Below are 16,114 nucleotides of genomic sequence, written 5' to 3' on the forward strand. Positions count from 1 at the left end.
TCATAAAGCACTACTCCGCAGTCGTTTCGCAGGCCTGAGCAAGGAACGGATCAAGATTTCCGCAACCAGCAGATTAAGAACCCAAGCAAAAATCATCAGCCCATCGCGCAGCGGTCCCAGCGCCTCGGAGCCGACCGTGATGATCCAGGCGATGCCGATGACGGCCTGGGTGGATGCACCTTGGCCAATGGCATAGGCCCGCAACATTGAAGTGCTGTGTTGCAAGATGTCACGAGTTCCGATGGCGACCACAGCCCAGACGATGAGCCCGATCATTGCCGCGCCCAGGATAATCCGAACCCAATAAAGTGCCGGACCTTGCAGCGCTTCGGAAAAGACATAGAAATGCGTCATCCACAAACCGCTCAGTGCAGAAACACATCCGGCCACGACGATCACCCTCCCGATGATGCGATGTGCGGTCGGATGGTGCCATCGGATGCTTGGCAAGAACTGAACCGCCCCGACGATGCAAAACAAAAAGCTGCTCAGGATGTGAAGAATGATGGGTGTTGGCGCAAGCAAGGCCCGCGCGTTCACGGGTGCGATTTGTGGCCCGCCTGCAAGTTCCAGAACGCGGATCAAACCGCCAAAGGCAGGAATGAACGAATAGACCAAGATGAGGCCCAAAAAGGCCCACTCGGTTTTTTGCAAACGTATCATGAGAAATCTTTCAACTGGTTGCAGGTCATTTTGGCCGCAGCGCCCAAAAGGCCGTGCTTGCGACGCCAGCACAGGAGCCAAGGTGAACCGGTTGGCATCCGACGTCGGCAAGCTGACAATCACGCAACCACGAGACGCCCTGCTTTTCTGTGACCGCCCATGTGCGCCATTTAAGCTGGATAAGCGCGCCGAAGAGTGAGGGGCGCGTCACGCAAACGAACACCACTCCACCCGGTTTCAGAACGCGGACCATTTCCCTGAGGGCGCGTTTCGGATCAGGTAGATGTTCAAGGACATGTGCGGCCATGACCACATCAAACGACTGGTCATCATAAGGCAATGACAAAACATCAGCTTGTCTACAGTGGGCACGCAGTCCGGCGGCGTGCATCTTTGATCGGGCCTGCACCAGCATCTTGGCAGAGGTGTCTATGCCATGGAATGTGACCCGATCCATGAGGATACTATCAAGCGCAATCGACAGGCTTCCGCTCCCGACACCGCAATCAAGAACCAGTGCCTGTGGCCCAACTTGCCCAAGAACCGTTGCAATCTGAGAGCTCAAGAGCGGTTCTTGATACGCGGCTTCCAGTTGAAAACGACCCGCCATGCGTTCCCAACGGCCCGAAACAGCGTCGTATCGGTTGGCAAGATCCGCAGAGGAGAGCGGCCGCCTATTCAAGAGGATTTCCCAAGATCCAATACGACGAGAGGCCATGAGGATTGCCTCTTCCATCACAGGGGCGTGCGGTGGCAAGAGGCCTTTGTTTTCGAACTGCGTCATGTTCGTTGCCTGTCTTAGGTTGGTTGATGGCAGACATAGAATGCGGACCATCAATACGAAATTGCGCATTTCTCTTGGCTTGGTATACGTAAATAATGGAGTGGAAACGATCAGCCTTCGACTGGAACCAAGCCCGGGCATTTCTCGTAACCGCCGAGGAAGGATCGCTTTCAGCAGCGGCACGCGCGCTTGGGCTTACGCAGCCGACGCTCAGCCGACAGGTGGCAGGTCTCGAAGAGGCACTTGGCGTGACACTCTTTGAAAGGACGTCGCGCGCGCTCTTGCTGACGCAGTCAGGGGTAGAATTGCTTGCGCATTTTCGAACGATGGGCGACGCGGCGAACGCCATATCCGTTGCAGCAACCGGCCAATCAGAAGCCGTCACCGGACATGTGTTGATCTCTGCGACGGACATGATGGCGACGTATTTTCTGCCACCAATCCTAAAGAAACTGCGCAATACCGCGCCAGATCTTCAGATTGAGATTATCGCATCAAATGAAGTAAGCGATCTGCGGCGGCGTGAGGCTGATATCGCGATCCGCCATGCACGACCCTCAGACGAGGCCCTATTTGCCAAGCGGCTCAGGGATACAACAGCGCATCTTTTTGCATCAAAGCAGTATCTTGACGAAGTGGGACGTCCACAGTCGATCGCTGACCTGTCCAAGTTGACGTTTGTTGGTTTCGACGAGCCAGAACTGCGGCTTGGTTTAATGGCGTCACGTGGCGTCAATCTAACGACAGCCAATTTCAATTTTTCAACGTCGAGCGCAACGCTCATGCTCGAACTTGTCCGGCAGGGCTTTGGGATTGGTATGCTTCCGGTTGAAATAGGAGCGGCTTATCCCGAACTCGAAAACCCTTCCTCAGCGTTTGAGCCGCTTAGTATCGAGACATGGCTGGTAGCCCACCGCGAGCTAAAAACAAATCTACGAATTCGCGTGGTTTTTGATTTGCTGGCAGAGGGAATTGATTAGCAACGTCGAAGCTCCCTCCTCAGATTGGTCGCTAGAAGACCACCTCCGCTTGTTCAAGGAACCTTCGGCTGTGCCATCTCACGGGAAGCCCCAGCACAGATGAAACGTCATCTGCGGCCATTGGAGCAGGTGCAGCGAATTCACACTTCGTCCGCGACCTGATCCTTAAGCGTGTCGTTTACGCTGTGACACGCATGAATGACCGGTTTTCCTGCTGCGCAGCTACGTAGAAGTTTACGCTTTTGCAGCAATTTCCGCGTTGAGAGCGGGCGCAGCACAAATCTGATACTTCCGCTGAACCAAGGTCAGGATTGCGGGCAGTTACCCTGCGTAGGTAGAAGGCCGCCGCGAACTGAAGATTTCCTGGGTAAAGTTCTGTGCTCTGCACATGTATTGCTTGGATGCTAAAGCGCCCTTATCCGTGGCATTGCCTTTGGCTCCGCGAGCCACTTTAGAAATCGACTGAGACTATCCACCTGATCGTCGTGCTTGCCATTGGGAAGATGGCAATCTCGCGTTGGAAATCGGTAATCCATCGTGCATTTGCAGGAACGGCAATCTGCCCGCCTTCAATCAAATGTGAGACCGACAGGAGTCGCGTCGCTTTGTCGTCCTTCGGGATCATCCCGCGGACACTGATCCGGTTCTCCTGTTGCAAGTCCTGTAGGAGCTGAACGCCAGAGCCGGCCTCCTCGAATAGAACGAGCCCAGCGTTCCATCGACTATGCAACGTCATGATGCGTCTGCGCAGTTCCGGGAACTCGAGGCGGACACGGTGTACATCAAGAAGCCAAGCGGATCTGCCGCGCACCTGCCATGTCGTTCAGACCGACCAGTCGTTCGCCTGATCTGCCTTTGAGGCCGTATCTCAACTCTGGACGATCCGGTCTCTGAAAGCCGGAGATGGCGGTTCTACATAGGACGTGAACCAGCCCCACTTAACCAAACCACCACCAAGCGGGACAAGTCCATTGCTGAAATTGCGCGGCAAAGAGATAGGCACCCAATTCGATGCGCCGCTGGTCGAGGACTTCTTGCGACAAGCGGCCTGCATGGAGCGAATGCCCCGGTTCACGGATGATGCTACCACGCCATCCCAGATCGATCACTTTTCGCTCATCCGCAATGGCCTGCAAATTCAGATGCGTCCAGCCCCCCTGCTTTAAGCAGCATGCCTGCAAGATCACCCTCATGCACCCGCTGCTGGATCAGAACGATAGCTGAGTTCCCGGGGTCATTCTGCCGGCTCAACAGTGTTGAGCGGAACCAGTCACGCACCGCGGTACATTTGACTTCAGACACAGCGTCTTCAGGCTTATGCGGATCATCGATCAGGATGATGTCTCCGCCGTGTCAGTCAGCGTGCCACCGATCATCGTCGAGAAGCGCCCGCCCCCACGGGTTCTGGCAAAATCGGCGCGCCGAGACTGCCACTTTGCAATCCGCGTTATTGGAAAGAGTGCTTGATACCAGGGGACGGACAACACTCGCAAACAATCAATGGCAAGTTTCTCAGACAGGATGTCCGAGTAAGAAACTGCAACAATCTGGCAGCGGGGGTCATGACCAAGCAACCACGCGGGAAAGGCAATGGAGGCGGCAATCGATTTGAGTGATCGCGGCGGCATCGTAATGATCAACCGCTTGGTTTCTCCACGCGCGGCCTGTTCCAGATGCGATGCAATGGCATCCACATGCCAGCCGTGGCGGTACGTTGCGCCAGGGTCGACGACCGCGAAGGCGCGCTGGATGAAGCTCGAGAGGTCCTGCCGCAGGATCGCGAGAGGACATCGGCCGGATCAGGATCATCAAGCATCATCATCCTGCCCATTGCGGTCCACGTTATTGCCATCGCGTAGGTTCTGCTTGAACCTTTCCATGATCTCTTCATCGCGGGCACCGATCTTACGCCTTCGCTCCGCGCCTCTAGTTCGTCAGCCATATCCGCGGCGAGCGACAGGAACTTCTCCATGGCCCGCATATCGCCCTTGAGGCCTTTTCTCAGCCAGCCGCATCAAGGTCGCTTGCAGGCTACTCACGCGTTTGCGCTTGCCATTCTCGTTCACGGTTACCTGAGCCGCGAGCATCTGCTGCACGTGTGTCTTGTAGTCGAAACTGCCCTTCGGGCGGCCTTTCGGGTTGCTGGATTGTCCTTTCTTGAACTGACCTGATTTGGGAGGTTTGCCATAGCCAACAGGGTCTTCTCGGTCCTGATGATCAATCATCGCCGCAGTCCGTATCCTGAAGCAGGGTTTCCAGTTCGGATAGGGTCGCCCCATCTCTTTCACGGACACGGTCTTCATCGGTTTCATCGCGCCACCGTCGCAGCATGACGTCAACATAGAGTGGGTCGATTTCCAGAAGACGTGCGCAGCGTCCGAGCCGCTCTGCAGCCATCAGACTGGCACCGGCACCGGCCCCGGCAAAGGGATCAAGGGCAACGTCCCCCTGCGTGTCACGTCCAGAAGCGCATCCTTGACCATGGCGACCAGTTTTGATGTTGGATAAGCCCGCAACTCCTCTATCCGCCCAACCCTGAAGCTGTTTACACCGTGATAGCGCCAGACGTTCGTCCGGTTACCCCCGTATCGACCGAGCTGTACGTTGTTGCGATGAGGTGCTCCCGCCCAGGCAAACACGCCAACGAGTTCATGCTGAGAGCGGTAAAGTGAACCCATTCCACCATTGGTCTTGACCCAGACACAAAGGTTGATCAGCGGCCCGATCACAGCCGCGCCCACCTCGGTAAGCCCTGTGAGATGCCGCCAGTCCATACATGCAAAAAACACTGCGCCTGGCCGGCAGTTCACCTCCGCATTTTGCAGGGTCTGCGACAGGAAGGTTTCAAAAGCCTCAACGCTCATTTCGCCCGAAGCCTCGCTGAACTCGCGATGCTTGACGGATCCCTTCCCCGAGACATGGCCACGGATCGGAACGTTATAGGGTGGGTCGGTGAAGACGCCATCTGCAACTCCCTCGCCCATGACACGTTTGACATCATCAGATGAGCGCGCATTTCCGCAGAGGACGCGATGCGCGCCAAGCGTCCAGAGATCACCGATCTGTGTAATAGCAGCTGCCGCGGACTCGGGCTCAGGAGCACTTTCCGGTTCGCCATTTCCGTCCGTGTCGTCCCCATCGCCGATCACAAGATCAATCTCGCCCATACCAAAGCCGGTATCCTCAATATCAAAGTCCAATTCCAATTGCGAGAGATCTGAGATCTCATTTGCCAGCATCTGCAAATCCCAACCTGCATTCTCGGCAATCCTGTTGTCAGCCAGCATCAAGCCGCACTTTTGCGCGTCTGATAGGCCGGGAAGCTGGATGACCGGCACTCGCTCAAACCCGAGGGCCTTTGCAGCAGCCAACCTGTCATGACCTGCGATTAGCTGGTCTGCCTCATCAATGAGAACCGGGTTAGCGAAGCCGAACGCCGTGATGCTGCGTGCGATCTGACGGATTTGCTGCGGTCTATGTGTACGGGCGTTGCGGGGGTTCTCCGAAAGCCCCTCGGGGTTCCGGTAAGTGATTTGAAGGTCGGACATATGCGTGCTCCTGTATCTGCGAGGTTTCAACCCGCGTTCAAGAGAAGCACATTGCCGATCGGTAAGATAATGGACCGATTAGAATTTCTGCAGAAGGTTCGTCAGTCTGTTTGGTTCATACCCTCAGCCATCCGCCGCCACGCCTTTGCCATATCAACCGGTTGCTCACGCCGAAGTTTCACAGGAAGGGCTAGGTTCAAGGCATTTGCGAGAACACGACAGCAGTCGAGGCCAAGACCAGCATCACGGTTAGTATGGGCGTTCCAGTTCCGCTTCGGCGCACTGCAGGTCGTTCGGCGAATGACCGTTGCAACCGCATCTGCGAGGATATCATGAGATGCTTCGATACGCCCCCGCTTGATGCCTTCATCAATCTGCCGGTGCAGGTCCGGAAGCACATCAATCAAAAGTCGCGCGGCCAATGTGGGAGCGTTGCGCAATGGATTGGTCACTTGCCAGGACAGTTGCTCCTCTAGCTGTAAGGTGGCCAATTTCTCCGGAATAGGATCCTCAAGGACCTGAGCACAAATGCGTTCTGAAGAAATGGTACCTTCATCCAGAACTGTCATCAGTTCAACTATGCGTGATCGCAGTTGGACCCCGGACTTTGCCGACGGCTTCTTGGCTTTCGAAGAAGCCTCCGCAGCAACCGCCATGCCGCGCTCAAGAACGGCTGCCTCGACAGCGTCAGCGAAAGCGCGCTGAAGATCACCAAGGCCCTGCTTCAATTCATTCTCGGGGACATGACTGGCAAGCAGCCCGGCAAGCTCTGATTTGGCGCCATCAGGCAATTGCGCACGGTCCAAAACCCAACCGGAGCCGCTCGGCACGAGGTAGATGAGGCCCCGTTCATGCAGAACCTCTCGTTCGTGGATCTCACTCTTGGCATTATCCGTCATGGGACAAGAGCAACGTCTCAAGTTGCTTCCTGCTAGCGGCAAAAATTTCCCTGTTCAGCGTTAGAGAATTCGCTGTTTCATTTTTTTGGGAAATCATCGCGCAAAATGAATGCACTGTGGGCCGGAGCAGCGAAACGAGTAGCCAATGGCTGCAGGATTGAGAGAATTCCCTGTTGTTTCCCTGTAAAACAGGGAATTTGAAGTCAAGGCTGGATGGCTACAGACTGCGTACACAGCCAAACACTCTATCAAAACGCATCCAACGTGCATTGTGTCCACAGTGACGCCTTCCGGAGCTAGAGCATAATATTTCCGTATCCCGTCCTGACGTCGTAAGCGCCGCCGAGTTTTTCGACCAGCGCTTTGCGGATTGCGGGCCCATCTACGGGCTCTTTCTGACTTTGTCGGGCTTCAATCAATCTGGCGATCAGGCCCGCCGCCTGTGCGCTTGCAGCGGAGGTGCCGCCAAACCCGTATTCATCTGCGTGGTGTGACACCAGACGCGTTGGGTCCTGAGCATATCCGCCATGGCCGAGGATATCCGGCGCGGGGATGTAATTGAAACGCTCGACATCGTCGCTGACTGGCTTGTTTGATGGATCTTCATCGCGGTCGCTGGGACAAAGGCAGCACAATCCCGGCCCGTACTGGCTGTAGTCGGCGGGGATCAGGGTTGTGTGCCTGTCCGTGCTGTCTGACAACTTTGATGCACCCACCACGATGATGCCGGTCCCTGAGAAGGGGTCCTTGGCTTTTGCGGGCAGGTTAGGGGCGGATGATGCGAATGCCGCCTTGATGACGTCTTTGGGCAGGTCATCTTCAAACATCGCCTTTGCCAGGTTGCATCCGCTTGCGTCTGACAAGACCCGACACGCCCCTTCGAAATCAGATGGCGCACCGGGATAGGAGATTGAACTGGTGCCTTCGTTGCCTGAGGGAATAACCACCGGGACTTGCTGGCTGGCCAACAGGATTGCCAGTGCAAGCGGGTCGCAGGGACCCAGATTGTTGGCAATATCCGTCTGAGGTGGCCAGACTTCCGGGTAGTTCTGTGAAGGGGGCCGCACAAAGGGTGGACCCACGAGAATGAGGTCAGTGCGGTTCTTGCGCCGAAATGCGATCTCAAGAATGGCCTTTCCGACTGCAAGCCGGTTGGCGTGGCTGTCTGCCAGGAAGGTGGTGACCCGCACGGGCAACAACGTCGCTTCGGGTGCCGTCCCCCAGATCGGACAGCTGTCGTCGGTTGTGGCCCGGCCCACGATCAGCCCGCCCATGGCCGTACCATGCGCCCCACCCTTTGAACTGAACGCCATACGGCCGTCGGTCGCTTTCGGATAGTCGACATTGCTGATCGCAGGCGACGCCGCCCAAACCTCCGGATCAGGCGTTTCAGCGAGGGTCTGGTCAATCGCGTGGCCGTTCGGTCGATCGAAAGTGGGATGCGTCACATCGACCGGTCCGTCGACTAGACCAATACACACCCCCTTTCCGCCCGTGGTCAGGTTGCCCTTGTCGCTGCTGATGCCGAGATGGTCGAGCGACCACTGAGCAATCGGATAGGTATTGTGCTTTGGAAGCCTCGACCGGACCGGGCCATGGCCCAGGTATGGCAAGGGGACAGGGTCATAGGCATGAACATCCTCAATCGCCGCAACGAATAAGGGATCGAAGATCTCGCGCAGGTCACTGAAAGCCGCACGCGCAATCTGACTGCCTGCCATTCCGTCTGACGCGTAATGGACACCAGCCCACTCCCTGTTCTCCCGTATTCTGTCCGCCACATCGAAAGCCTCCGCGACGATACCGGGATTGTGCGCGAATACCTCCGCCATGCCGTGGGCGATCAAAGCCGACTGCAGGGCATGGCCGCTGGGATATGCCGCGTGGTTCGGGGGCGTCACCAACGGGTTGATCCCGTGGTCCATCAGGTGCGGTCGCGGACGATCATATTTGGCCTTGAAATGCGAGGCGAGGGCAAGGCCAGCATCCTGCAGCAGAACCAGCAACCGGATCAGGTTCACAGATGATCCGGAGGTGTCCTCGTAAATCGACAGGAATTCCGGAATGATATCTATCGCTTCCGCTTCGATCTGTTCTTTGCGCTCAAGACGCTCGGGCAGGTCCTGTAGGCGGATCAACTCCGCCAATTCCTTGCGCAAACCATCCCCGGTGTAGTGTGGCGGGCCGGGAATGTCCGGCCCGATAACCTCAAACAGCTGTGGCAGCATCTGGTGGAGACGTTGCACATGCTCCTGATCCCGCACAACCCATGCACCGTAGACAGCGCCCAGTCCATCAACCTGACCGGACTGTGATTTTGTCTTGGTCTTTGTTTTGGTTTTTGTCTTGGTTTTTGTTTTCGTCTTTGTCTTGGTCATTTCGCGTCCTCCCCGTGTGCCTTGTCCCGACCAATTGCCGTGGAGGCCTTATCAATCAATCCAACCTTGAGAAGGCTGGCCTTGATCATTGCAAGGCTGTCGGCACTGCGTTGAGCGTAATCATCCGCATCCATGTCCGTGGTCCCAAAAGAACTATCCAACTTCCTGATCTGTCGGAAATAGTCCTGAGCCTTCTCATGCTCATCCAGCATCGCATGGCTGATGAACAAATGGCGTAAAACCGGCAGGAAACTCGGCCGAATGGACAACACGCGCTGTCCGATGCGAATGGCGTCTGCGTAGCGCTGTTGAAGTGTCGCCGCAATCATAGCCGACGTATCATAGTAATACTTGTAGGGGCTGTAGCGCCCCAGACTGCGCGCCATATCTGCGGCCTGCGCACCGTTTTCGCAGTCATTTGAATAGATTGCATTCATTGCGCGTGCGTCCCAGGCAAATGCCAGATTTGGCACCAGGCGCAGGCTATCGGCAATGTGGCGACGGCCCTGTTCAAGATCACCACGCAGAAAGCCCTCGTAGTGCCCCGCGATTGCCAGCGAGATGGCGTTGGAAGGGTCAGCTTCGAGGGCGCGCGCCAAGTGAGTGCCTGCCTCCTCCACAGCGTCGCACTGCCGCTCGCGGATTTCATTGCGCCGCAGCATTGCACTGAAAGCAAGCCAGCTTTCGGCGTTGGGCGAATAGTCTGAACCGATGAATTGCTGCAGAATATCAGCGGAATCGCGAATGCCGGAGTGCGACAATCCAAAAAGCTGATGCACAGCCGTGTAGAGCGTCGGTTTGGACGCCGTGCCGCGTTGCCGCAGAACGACTGCTTCGATGGAATCAACCGCCCCCATCACAAGTTGCATCATGGTTTCGGAATTGACGGCATAGGCAGATGCACGGTCCGTCCCGATGGAAGAGGTCCAAACGACTTTGCCGGTGGCAGGCACGCGCGCGAGGATTGTGGCCTGCAATTCGTCGCCCAAAACGGAAATCCGAACTTCGACAAGGACAGGAGGCCGTGACACGGCATCCGCCGCGCGCCCCGTCAACTGATTGCTTTCGAGATCGCGCAGATCAAAGGTTTCGACAAATCCATTCTGCATGAATGTTGTCTGCATTGCGCTTGTTATGCGCTCCGCCACGACATTGGCGAGCGGATCATCTGAAATAACAACAGGGTTGCCGATGAGGATGCACGGAGGTCCCTCAAAGTTTACAGGGGCGATTTTGGTCGCCGGGCCCGCATCGACCATGGTGGTGCGCGCGTCTTCCAGCCGCGCGGCAAACGCCTGACGCTCTTCTCGCAGCCAGTCTTCGCCCCCCTCATCCAGGGCCGGGGCGTCTTCAAAAAAGGCCACGCGCACATCATCACCGGGATCCATCGAAACATCGACGCCTTCCAGCCAAACATGTTCGTAATCGGCTTGAACAGCGTCATTCCAGGGGTGGATCGCCTTGCGCAAGGCGTGCAGGGATTGGCGCAGGGAATTGCCGGCCTGTTCATCTAGGGCGCGTCCCCAAATCCGGGATTTCAGCCAGTCTCTGGATCGCCGGTGATCCCGCGCGGTGGCAAGCATCGCCAGCAGGACGCGTCCCTTTTTTTCGCTGATGCGCAGTTCTGCACCATCGGGGTTGTTCAGTCGGAAATTGCCCACCAATGACAAGCTGAGCTGGTTCGGATTCCGACCGTCCATTTTGCCCATGGGGCTGTCCCCGCCAAATCCATCACTTAAACCAGCCTGAACAAGGCTTTCATGATCGAGATTAAGCATACTCCCGCTACGCTGTGAAGCACCATAGCCTATTGGAGACGGGAAGATGAACACGGATTTATTCACCTCGGTGCCAATCGTGAAATGTCATCACGTCCTGAAAAGCCACTTGGCAGGATTTCTCTTTCCCACGGCAGATAACTGGCATTGAAATATAGTGTTGCACCCGGATCCGGTTCATCGAAGGGCAAACACTGGCGGAGCGCCTCCGGCATATCGTCCCGTTCTTGTATGCGAACAGCCCCGGTAAGACTGATCTGGTTGTCGGATTGGTACAAAAGAAGGTACCCGTCGCCTCCCAATGTTGTTTTGGAAGGCGACGGAGCCCGCGAAGTGTCTCGCTCAACTAGAAATAGGTCACCATCAAACGTGTTCTGCAACACGAGCGTTGCGAAGATCCCAAACGCAGGTATCAAGCCCCCCGGCGCCGATACCTCAAGATCTGTACACGCTCCGGCATTGGAGACACTCAAAAATTGATTGCAACCGCCCGATCGAGAAACAATTAGAAATTCGTTGCTCTCACTGATGATCGTGCGGGGGTTATCAAATTTCGCCATCGCACGCCGGTTTTGCATGGCGATAAAAAAAGTCACTCTTAAAACACTCCTCTCTCGTGTCACAGAACTCCTTTAGTCTAGGCATGCGCGATCATCCCGGCGTTCAGCAGAGCGTTAAGATTCCGTTAAAAGTTTACGTAGGGGAAATTTATGCTCGCTGGTGGGCGTAGCCACTACATGCGTCAAACACCTGCGCGCCTGCCGCCGGTTCTACACTTGCCCAAGCACCCAGTCGGAGGCTTGTGGCAAAAGCCGGTCCAACCCGCGCTGGAAGGCCGTCACGATTGCAAGTGCCGCATCATCTGCTGCAGCGGATGTTTCAGCAAACCGCCGGGTGGCCATCACGCGTTGGGTGCTGTCATTCAATAGGGTCAGCGTCATGTCGATTTCCGTTTGGAACGTTCCATCAGGGGCTGCGACGACGCCGAACGCATCCAGCCGCACCAGCAAGGCACTGTCGGGAACGGGGCCACCATCGCTTTTCCCTACGTATCCGATGCGGCCCGTTCCGGAGATGCTGCGGATCAGCAGGCTTTGAACCACAAGTGGCAGTTCATCACTCCACTGCGCATCGGGAAGGTAGCTGATCGAGGCGGGGCCGGATCTGACCAAGATGCGGTTTGTCGCAATCGCGGCAGAGGCTTCGGGACGGGCGACAAGCAGAGTTCGACTGGTGCGCCGTCCAATGTCAGACCCCGCTGCGGGGGACAGGTCGTAGGTGTCCAGCGGCCGCGCTGCGTCGTTGAGGGATGCCAGCGCCGTGCACCCACCAAGCGTCGACGCTGCGCCCAGCAAGACCATCCGACGGTTCAGGGTTGTGAATGACATTGGGCTATCTCCGGTACTCGGGTACGCGATCATTGAGGAAAAACCGCGCGGGGTCACGTTCAATCCGGCGCGCCAGGCTGTTGAGAGTGTTTACCAGCCCGCGCGCTTCGGCGCTGAGCCGGGTGAGTTCGGAAAGGCCGCTGTTGGTGAAATCGCGGATGCCCGGCGCGCTGGCGGAAACCGTACGCTGAATATCGGCAACCACGCCGTCGGCCCGCGCGATCAAGTCACGCAGATCAGCCGTGATCGCGGGAACATCATCGCTTACTTTCTCTGCCGCCGCGCTGATCCTTTCGGCGGAGGTGCTGAGATCTGACAGGATAGGCCCAAGGTCGGTGTCCATAAATCCGGTGGCCGTATCGAACGCCGACTGCGCCGAGCTGAGCGCCCCTTGCGATCCGGCAAGCGTATCATCGAATACCTCAAGGCTGGTCTGCGCCCGTTCAAGAAGCGCCGTCGCGGATGCCAGCGCCTCCTGCGCTTCGGCTGCCATGGGGTCGAATTGGCCCGTCAGCCCGGTCAGGTCCGCAGCCACCTCGTCCACTGCGGCAGATGCACGGGCAACCGCGGCACGGATGTCCGATACAACTGCAGGCACGTCTTCCTGCACCACCGTTTCGATGACCGCGATGGCAGATTTGGCATCCGCCAACACCACACGCGCTTCGGCAACAAGAAGGGTACCATCCCCATCAACCAGCGCGTCAAAACTGTTAGATGCTTCGGTCACCGCGGTGAATGCGGTATTGGCCCCGTCCATGGCCTGCTGTAATTCGGTCAGTCTTGCGTTTAGCAGATCAGCGGTCTGGGCATATCCATCAAGCGTCTCCCCCGTCCGCTGCTGCAGATCGGCAATGGCCGAATTGGTTTGGGTCAGCGTCTCGGAGACCTGACGCAAGATCTCCGGGATCTCGTCTTGCATCAGCGCTTCAACCTCTGCGATGATACGATCCGCAGCTTCAACCGGCGCAACAGATGAGTTGAGCACCGTTTCAGCGGAGGCAAATGCCTCCTGCGCGGATATCAATGCAGTGTCGGCACTTTCAAGGGTGGTCACCGCCGCAGTGCTTATCTCCTCAAGCCGATCGGTGAACGCCGTGATCTGGGAGGTTGCCGCACTGACGGTCTCGGAGATATCCGAGAAATCGTTCAATGCCTGATCCAGATTGGATGAAGACGCATCAAGGTTGCGCAAAATGTTGGAGACATACTCCTGATTTTGCGGCCCTGTCAGCGCTTGGAACTGTTCCAGCAACTCCGTTGCCTCGGCTAGCAGATCGGGTGCGTCCTCCACCAGCGCTTGCACGGTCGAACGGCGCGACGGGATGATGGGCAGGTTGCCATCATCCGCAACAAGTGGGGGTGCCGCGGGTGTGCCGCCAGAAAGCGAAATATAGGCAACGCCGGTCACACCCTGCGATTGCAACTGGGCAATCGTGTCCGAACGGACGGGGGTCGCATCGTCCACTTCGACCGTGGCAAAGACCTTTGATGGGTCTTCTTCGTAGATCCTTAATCCGATGACCTTGCCCACTGAGATCCCGTTGAACAGCACATCGCCAGAGGGGTCGAGGCCGGACACATCTTCAAAAAGGATGCCATAGGTTTCGTACTGGCGATCAATTTGAACGCTGGCCAACCAGATGAAGAACCCTAAAGTCCCCAAGATTGCCACCAGGGTGAAGAACCCGATCAGAAGGAAGTTGGCGCGCGTCTCCATTACCCTGCCCCTTTTGACGCCTGGGTGTCGGACGCGGCGCGGGCGCGGGGCCCGTGGAAATATTCGCGCACCCAGGGATGATCAACTTCAAGCATGTCTTTCATGGTACCGACAGCAAGGACCTTCTTTTCCGCCAGTACCGCCACCCGGTCGCAGTTGGCGTGCAGGCTGTCCAGATCATGGGTGACCAGAAACACCGTCAATCCAAGCGCCGCCTGCAGTTGCTTGATAAGATCGTCAAATGCAGCGGCACCGATGGGATCCAGCCCTGCCGTGGGCTCATCCAGAAAGACAATTTCGGGATCAAGGGAGATGGCGCGCGCAAAGCCCGCGCGCTTGCGCATGCCGCCGGATAGTTCGGAAGGATATTTGCCCATCGCGTTTTCGGGCAGGCCAACCATGCGGACTTTAATCTTGGCCAGCGTTTCGCGTAAGTCGTCATCAATCTGGAGTTGCTCGCGCATGGGCGCCTCAACGTTTTGTTGCACCGTCAGCGAGGAAAACAACGCACCGTCCTGAAACATCACGCCCCATCGGCGGCGCAACCTGCGATATTCGTCGTCAGAGGTGTCGCGCACGCTTTCGCCAAACACCTCGATCTGCCCTTCGTCTGGTTTCAACAGGCCGACGATGGCGCGCAAAAGCACGGATTTGCCCGTCCCCGATCCGCCAACCACACCGATGATTTCACCCCGGTGCACATCAAGGTCGAGACCGTCATGCACGGTATGAGTCCCAAATCGCGTCACCAGCCCGCGCACGCGCACCATGGGTTGAGGATCAGTGTCTGACATCACACCCCCACAACCGCGAAGAAAATCGAAAACATCGCATCCACTACAATCACCATGAAAATCGCAAGGACAACAGAGGTCGATGTGCGTCGCCCGAGGGATTCCGCATTTCCGCCGACCAGCATCCCCTCGTAACAGCCGATGACACCGATGATCAGGGCAAAGAACGGCGCCTTGATCATGCCGACGGCAAAATGCCAAACGTCCGTGTTGGAGACAAGGCGCGACTGGAAGACAGCTGGTGAAACGCCCAATTCGATCCATGACATCAGCGCGCCACCAATCAAACCGGAGAGGTCCGCGATAAACCCCAAGGCGGGCAGCATCAGCATCAAGGCCAGCACACGCGGCACCACGAGAATGGTAACGGGATCAAGGCCCAGCGTGCGCATCGCGTCGATCTCTTCGCGCATTTTCATGGACCCTATCGAAGCCGTGAATGCAGACCCCGAACGGCCAGCAACGATGATCGCGGTAAGCAGAATACCCAATTCGCGCAAGATGGAAATGGCGATCAGGTCGACGACGAAAACCTCCGCCCCGAACTGGCGCAATTGCGCTGAGCCTTGGAAGGCAAGAACGACACCGATCAGAAACGCCATCAAGGCGACGATGGGAACCGCGTTCAGACCGATCTCCTGGCAATGGTGCACAACCGACGTCAGGCGCAGGCGGCGGGGATGGATGATGATGCCCGCCATCGTTGCAACGATCTGACCAAGGAAGGACACAAGTGCCGCCGCCTTTCGCCCGCCCTGCACAACGGTACGACCGAAGTCCTCCAGTTGATCTGCCCATGTCTGAGGACGCAGATCAGCCTCGTCAGGTTCAATCAAGTTCTGGCGCACTGTTTCGATCAGCTGCTGCTGTGCTTCAGAACCTCCGATGATCGACAGATCCTTTCCGTCACTCTCCGCGCGCATCTGTTGTTCAACCAGGAACCACGCACCCGCGGTATCCATTTGCGTCAACCGGGTGATGTCGATCGTGGAAACATCCCCTGCCAGGATTTCCGCACCCCCGCTGACGATCCTGTTCACCTCAGCAATGACGAGCGAGCCTGAGAAAAAGGCGCAAGCACCATCGGTCTGTATGGTTACTGTCCTGGCGGTGATGCTTGGCGCGTTGTTCATTCCAGCCCACATGTGACGACACCGGTTAAATGTCTGATCCGGCCACACT

At 57.0% G+C, this 16,114-nt stretch carries 17 protein-coding genes; 2 read left to right on the forward strand and 15 right to left on the reverse strand.

Features of this window, described 5'->3' with window-relative positions; all coding sequences use genetic code 11:
• Entirely contained in the window at positions 1–735 is a 735-nt protein-coding gene (locus tag AB4X18_RS04375) for a DUF2306 domain-containing protein (protein WP_370402576.1), read from the reverse strand.
• The gene (locus AB4X18_RS04380) at positions 689–1,447 is read right to left on the reverse strand and encodes a class I SAM-dependent methyltransferase (RefSeq protein ID WP_432817121.1); all 759 of its coding nucleotides are present in this window, start codon (positions 1,445–1,447) and stop codon (positions 689–691) included. The genes AB4X18_RS04375 and AB4X18_RS04380 overlap by 47 nt, the downstream gene beginning before the upstream one ends.
• 95 nt (positions 1,448–1,542) lie before the next feature.
• Here AB4X18_RS04380 and AB4X18_RS04385 point away from each other — a divergent pair, with 95 nt between their 5' ends.
• Complete coding sequence (locus AB4X18_RS04385; RefSeq protein WP_370402459.1) at positions 1,543–2,427, forward strand: LysR family transcriptional regulator; 885 nt, start codon at positions 1,543–1,545, stop codon at positions 2,425–2,427.
• A gap of 451 nt (positions 2,428–2,878) precedes the next feature.
• Here the strand turns inward: AB4X18_RS04385 and terL are convergent, their stop codons facing one another.
• From terL to AB4X18_RS04400, 3 genes are all read right to left on the reverse strand, one after another.
• On the reverse strand, positions 2,879–3,238 hold the full coding sequence (gene terL / locus AB4X18_RS04390) for a phage terminase large subunit (RefSeq protein ID WP_370402460.1): 360 nt from the start codon (positions 3,236–3,238) through the stop codon (positions 2,879–2,881).
• A 127-nt stretch (positions 3,239–3,365) separates the two neighbouring features.
• Positions 3,366–3,620: a hypothetical protein gene (locus tag AB4X18_RS04395; RefSeq protein WP_432817122.1), complete on the reverse strand. Its 255-nt coding sequence runs from the start codon at positions 3,618–3,620 to the stop codon at positions 3,366–3,368.
• 138 nt (positions 3,621–3,758) lie between these two features.
• Positions 3,759–4,121, reverse strand: coding sequence for a hypothetical protein (locus AB4X18_RS04400; RefSeq protein ID WP_370402462.1), 363 nt, complete (start codon positions 4,119–4,121; stop codon positions 3,759–3,761).
• Between AB4X18_RS04400 and AB4X18_RS04405 the strand changes: the two genes are divergently transcribed.
• A complete protein-coding gene (locus AB4X18_RS04405) occupies positions 4,122–4,286 on the forward strand; it encodes a hypothetical protein (protein WP_370402463.1) in 165 nt (54 codons plus the stop codon).
• Positions 4,287–4,361: 75 nt separating this feature from the next.
• On the opposite strand, the gene AB4X18_RS04410 is transcribed toward AB4X18_RS04405, so the two are convergent.
• The 10 genes from AB4X18_RS04410 to AB4X18_RS04455 all read right to left on the reverse strand — a co-directional run bounded on the left by AB4X18_RS04410 (position 4,362) and on the right by AB4X18_RS04455 (position 16,065).
• Positions 4,362–4,739: a DUF5681 domain-containing protein gene (locus AB4X18_RS04410; protein WP_432817123.1), complete on the reverse strand. Its 378-nt coding sequence runs from the start codon at positions 4,737–4,739 to the stop codon at positions 4,362–4,364.
• A gap of 84 nt (positions 4,740–4,823) precedes the next feature.
• On the reverse strand, positions 4,824–5,975 hold the full coding sequence (locus AB4X18_RS04415; RefSeq protein ID WP_432817124.1) for a ParB N-terminal domain-containing protein: 1,152 nt from the start codon (positions 5,973–5,975) through the stop codon (positions 4,824–4,826).
• Positions 5,976–6,076: 101 nt separating this feature from the next.
• Positions 6,077–6,874, reverse strand: a complete 798-nt coding sequence (locus AB4X18_RS04420) for a hypothetical protein (RefSeq protein ID WP_370402467.1) — start codon at positions 6,872–6,874, stop codon at positions 6,077–6,079.
• Positions 6,875–7,170: 296 nt separating this feature from the next.
• Positions 7,171–9,252 (reverse strand): S8 family serine peptidase, encoded by a 2,082-nt coding sequence (locus tag AB4X18_RS04425; protein WP_370402468.1) that lies wholly within the window; start codon positions 9,250–9,252, stop codon positions 7,171–7,173.
• Positions 9,249–10,961 carry a hypothetical protein gene (locus tag AB4X18_RS04430; protein WP_370402469.1) on the reverse strand — a complete coding sequence of 571 codons (1,713 nt, stop codon included), beginning with the start codon at positions 10,959–10,961 and terminating at the stop codon, positions 9,249–9,251. The genes AB4X18_RS04425 and AB4X18_RS04430 overlap by 4 nt, the downstream gene beginning before the upstream one ends.
• 131 nt (positions 10,962–11,092) lie before the next feature.
• Positions 11,093–11,626 carry a hypothetical protein gene (locus AB4X18_RS04435; protein ID WP_370402470.1) on the reverse strand — a complete coding sequence of 178 codons (534 nt, stop codon included), beginning with the start codon at positions 11,624–11,626 and terminating at the stop codon, positions 11,093–11,095.
• Positions 11,627–11,800: 174 nt separating this feature from the next.
• Positions 11,801–12,418, reverse strand: a complete 618-nt coding sequence (locus tag AB4X18_RS04440; RefSeq protein WP_370402471.1) for an ABC-type transport auxiliary lipoprotein family protein — start codon at positions 12,416–12,418, stop codon at positions 11,801–11,803.
• 4 nt (positions 12,419–12,422) lie between these two features.
• Positions 12,423–14,138, reverse strand: coding sequence for an MlaD family protein (locus AB4X18_RS04445; protein ID WP_370402472.1), 1,716 nt, complete (start codon positions 14,136–14,138; stop codon positions 12,423–12,425).
• Positions 14,138–14,932: an ABC transporter ATP-binding protein gene (locus AB4X18_RS04450; protein WP_370402473.1), complete on the reverse strand. Its 795-nt coding sequence runs from the start codon at positions 14,930–14,932 to the stop codon at positions 14,138–14,140. Before AB4X18_RS04450 ends, AB4X18_RS04445 begins: the two co-directional genes overlap by 1 nt.
• On the reverse strand, positions 14,932–16,065 hold the full coding sequence (locus tag AB4X18_RS04455; RefSeq protein WP_370402474.1) for an ABC transporter permease: 1,134 nt from the start codon (positions 16,063–16,065) through the stop codon (positions 14,932–14,934). Before AB4X18_RS04455 ends, AB4X18_RS04450 begins: the two co-directional genes overlap by 1 nt.
• Positions 16,066–16,114: the final 49 nt, after the last annotated feature.

The sequence above is a fragment of the Sulfitobacter rhodophyticola genome (genome assembly GCF_041281685.2).
Classification (GTDB): Bacteria; Pseudomonadota; Alphaproteobacteria; order Rhodobacterales; family Rhodobacteraceae; genus Sulfitobacter.

What these genes read in the sequence shown, in the direction of transcription:
- AB4X18_RS04395 (WP_432817122.1), bottom strand. Translation starts at nt 3,620, where the DNA reads ATGAGGGTGATCTTGCAGGCATGCTGCTTAAAGCAGGGGGGCTGGACG.
- AB4X18_RS04425 (WP_370402468.1), bottom strand. Translation starts at nt 9,252, where the DNA reads ATGACCAAGACAAAGACGAAAACAAAAACCAAGACAAAAACCAAAACA.
- AB4X18_RS04445 (WP_370402472.1), bottom strand. Translation starts at nt 14,138, where the DNA reads ATGGAGACGCGCGCCAACTTCCTTCTGATCGGGTTCTTCACCCTGGTG.
- AB4X18_RS04450 (WP_370402473.1), bottom strand. Translation starts at nt 14,932, where the DNA reads ATGTCAGACACTGATCCTCAACCCATGGTGCGCGTGCGCGGGCTGGTG.
- AB4X18_RS04405 (WP_370402463.1), top strand. Translation starts at nt 4,122, where the DNA reads ATGCCAGCCGTGGCGGTACGTTGCGCCAGGGTCGACGACCGCGAAGGC.
- AB4X18_RS04440 (WP_370402471.1), bottom strand. Translation starts at nt 12,418, where the DNA reads ATGTCATTCACAACCCTGAACCGTCGGATGGTCTTGCTGGGCGCAGCG.
- AB4X18_RS04420 (WP_370402467.1), bottom strand. Translation starts at nt 6,874, where the DNA reads ATGACGGATAATGCCAAGAGTGAGATCCACGAACGAGAGGTTCTGCAT.
- AB4X18_RS04430 (WP_370402469.1), bottom strand. Translation starts at nt 10,961, where the DNA reads ATGGGCAAAATGGACGGTCGGAATCCGAACCAGCTCAGCTTGTCATTG.
- AB4X18_RS04455 (WP_370402474.1), bottom strand. Translation starts at nt 16,065, where the DNA reads ATGAACAACGCGCCAAGCATCACCGCCAGGACAGTAACCATACAGACC.
- AB4X18_RS04385 (WP_370402459.1), top strand. Translation starts at nt 1,543, where the DNA reads ATGGAGTGGAAACGATCAGCCTTCGACTGGAACCAAGCCCGGGCATTT.
- AB4X18_RS04380 (WP_432817121.1), bottom strand. Translation starts at nt 1,447, where the DNA reads ATGACGCAGTTCGAAAACAAAGGCCTCTTGCCACCGCACGCCCCTGTG.
- AB4X18_RS04415 (WP_432817124.1), bottom strand. Translation starts at nt 5,975, where the DNA reads ATGTCCGACCTTCAAATCACTTACCGGAACCCCGAGGGGCTTTCGGAG.
- AB4X18_RS04410 (WP_432817123.1), bottom strand. Translation starts at nt 4,739, where the DNA reads ATGAAACCGATGAAGACCGTGTCCGTGAAAGAGATGGGGCGACCCTAT.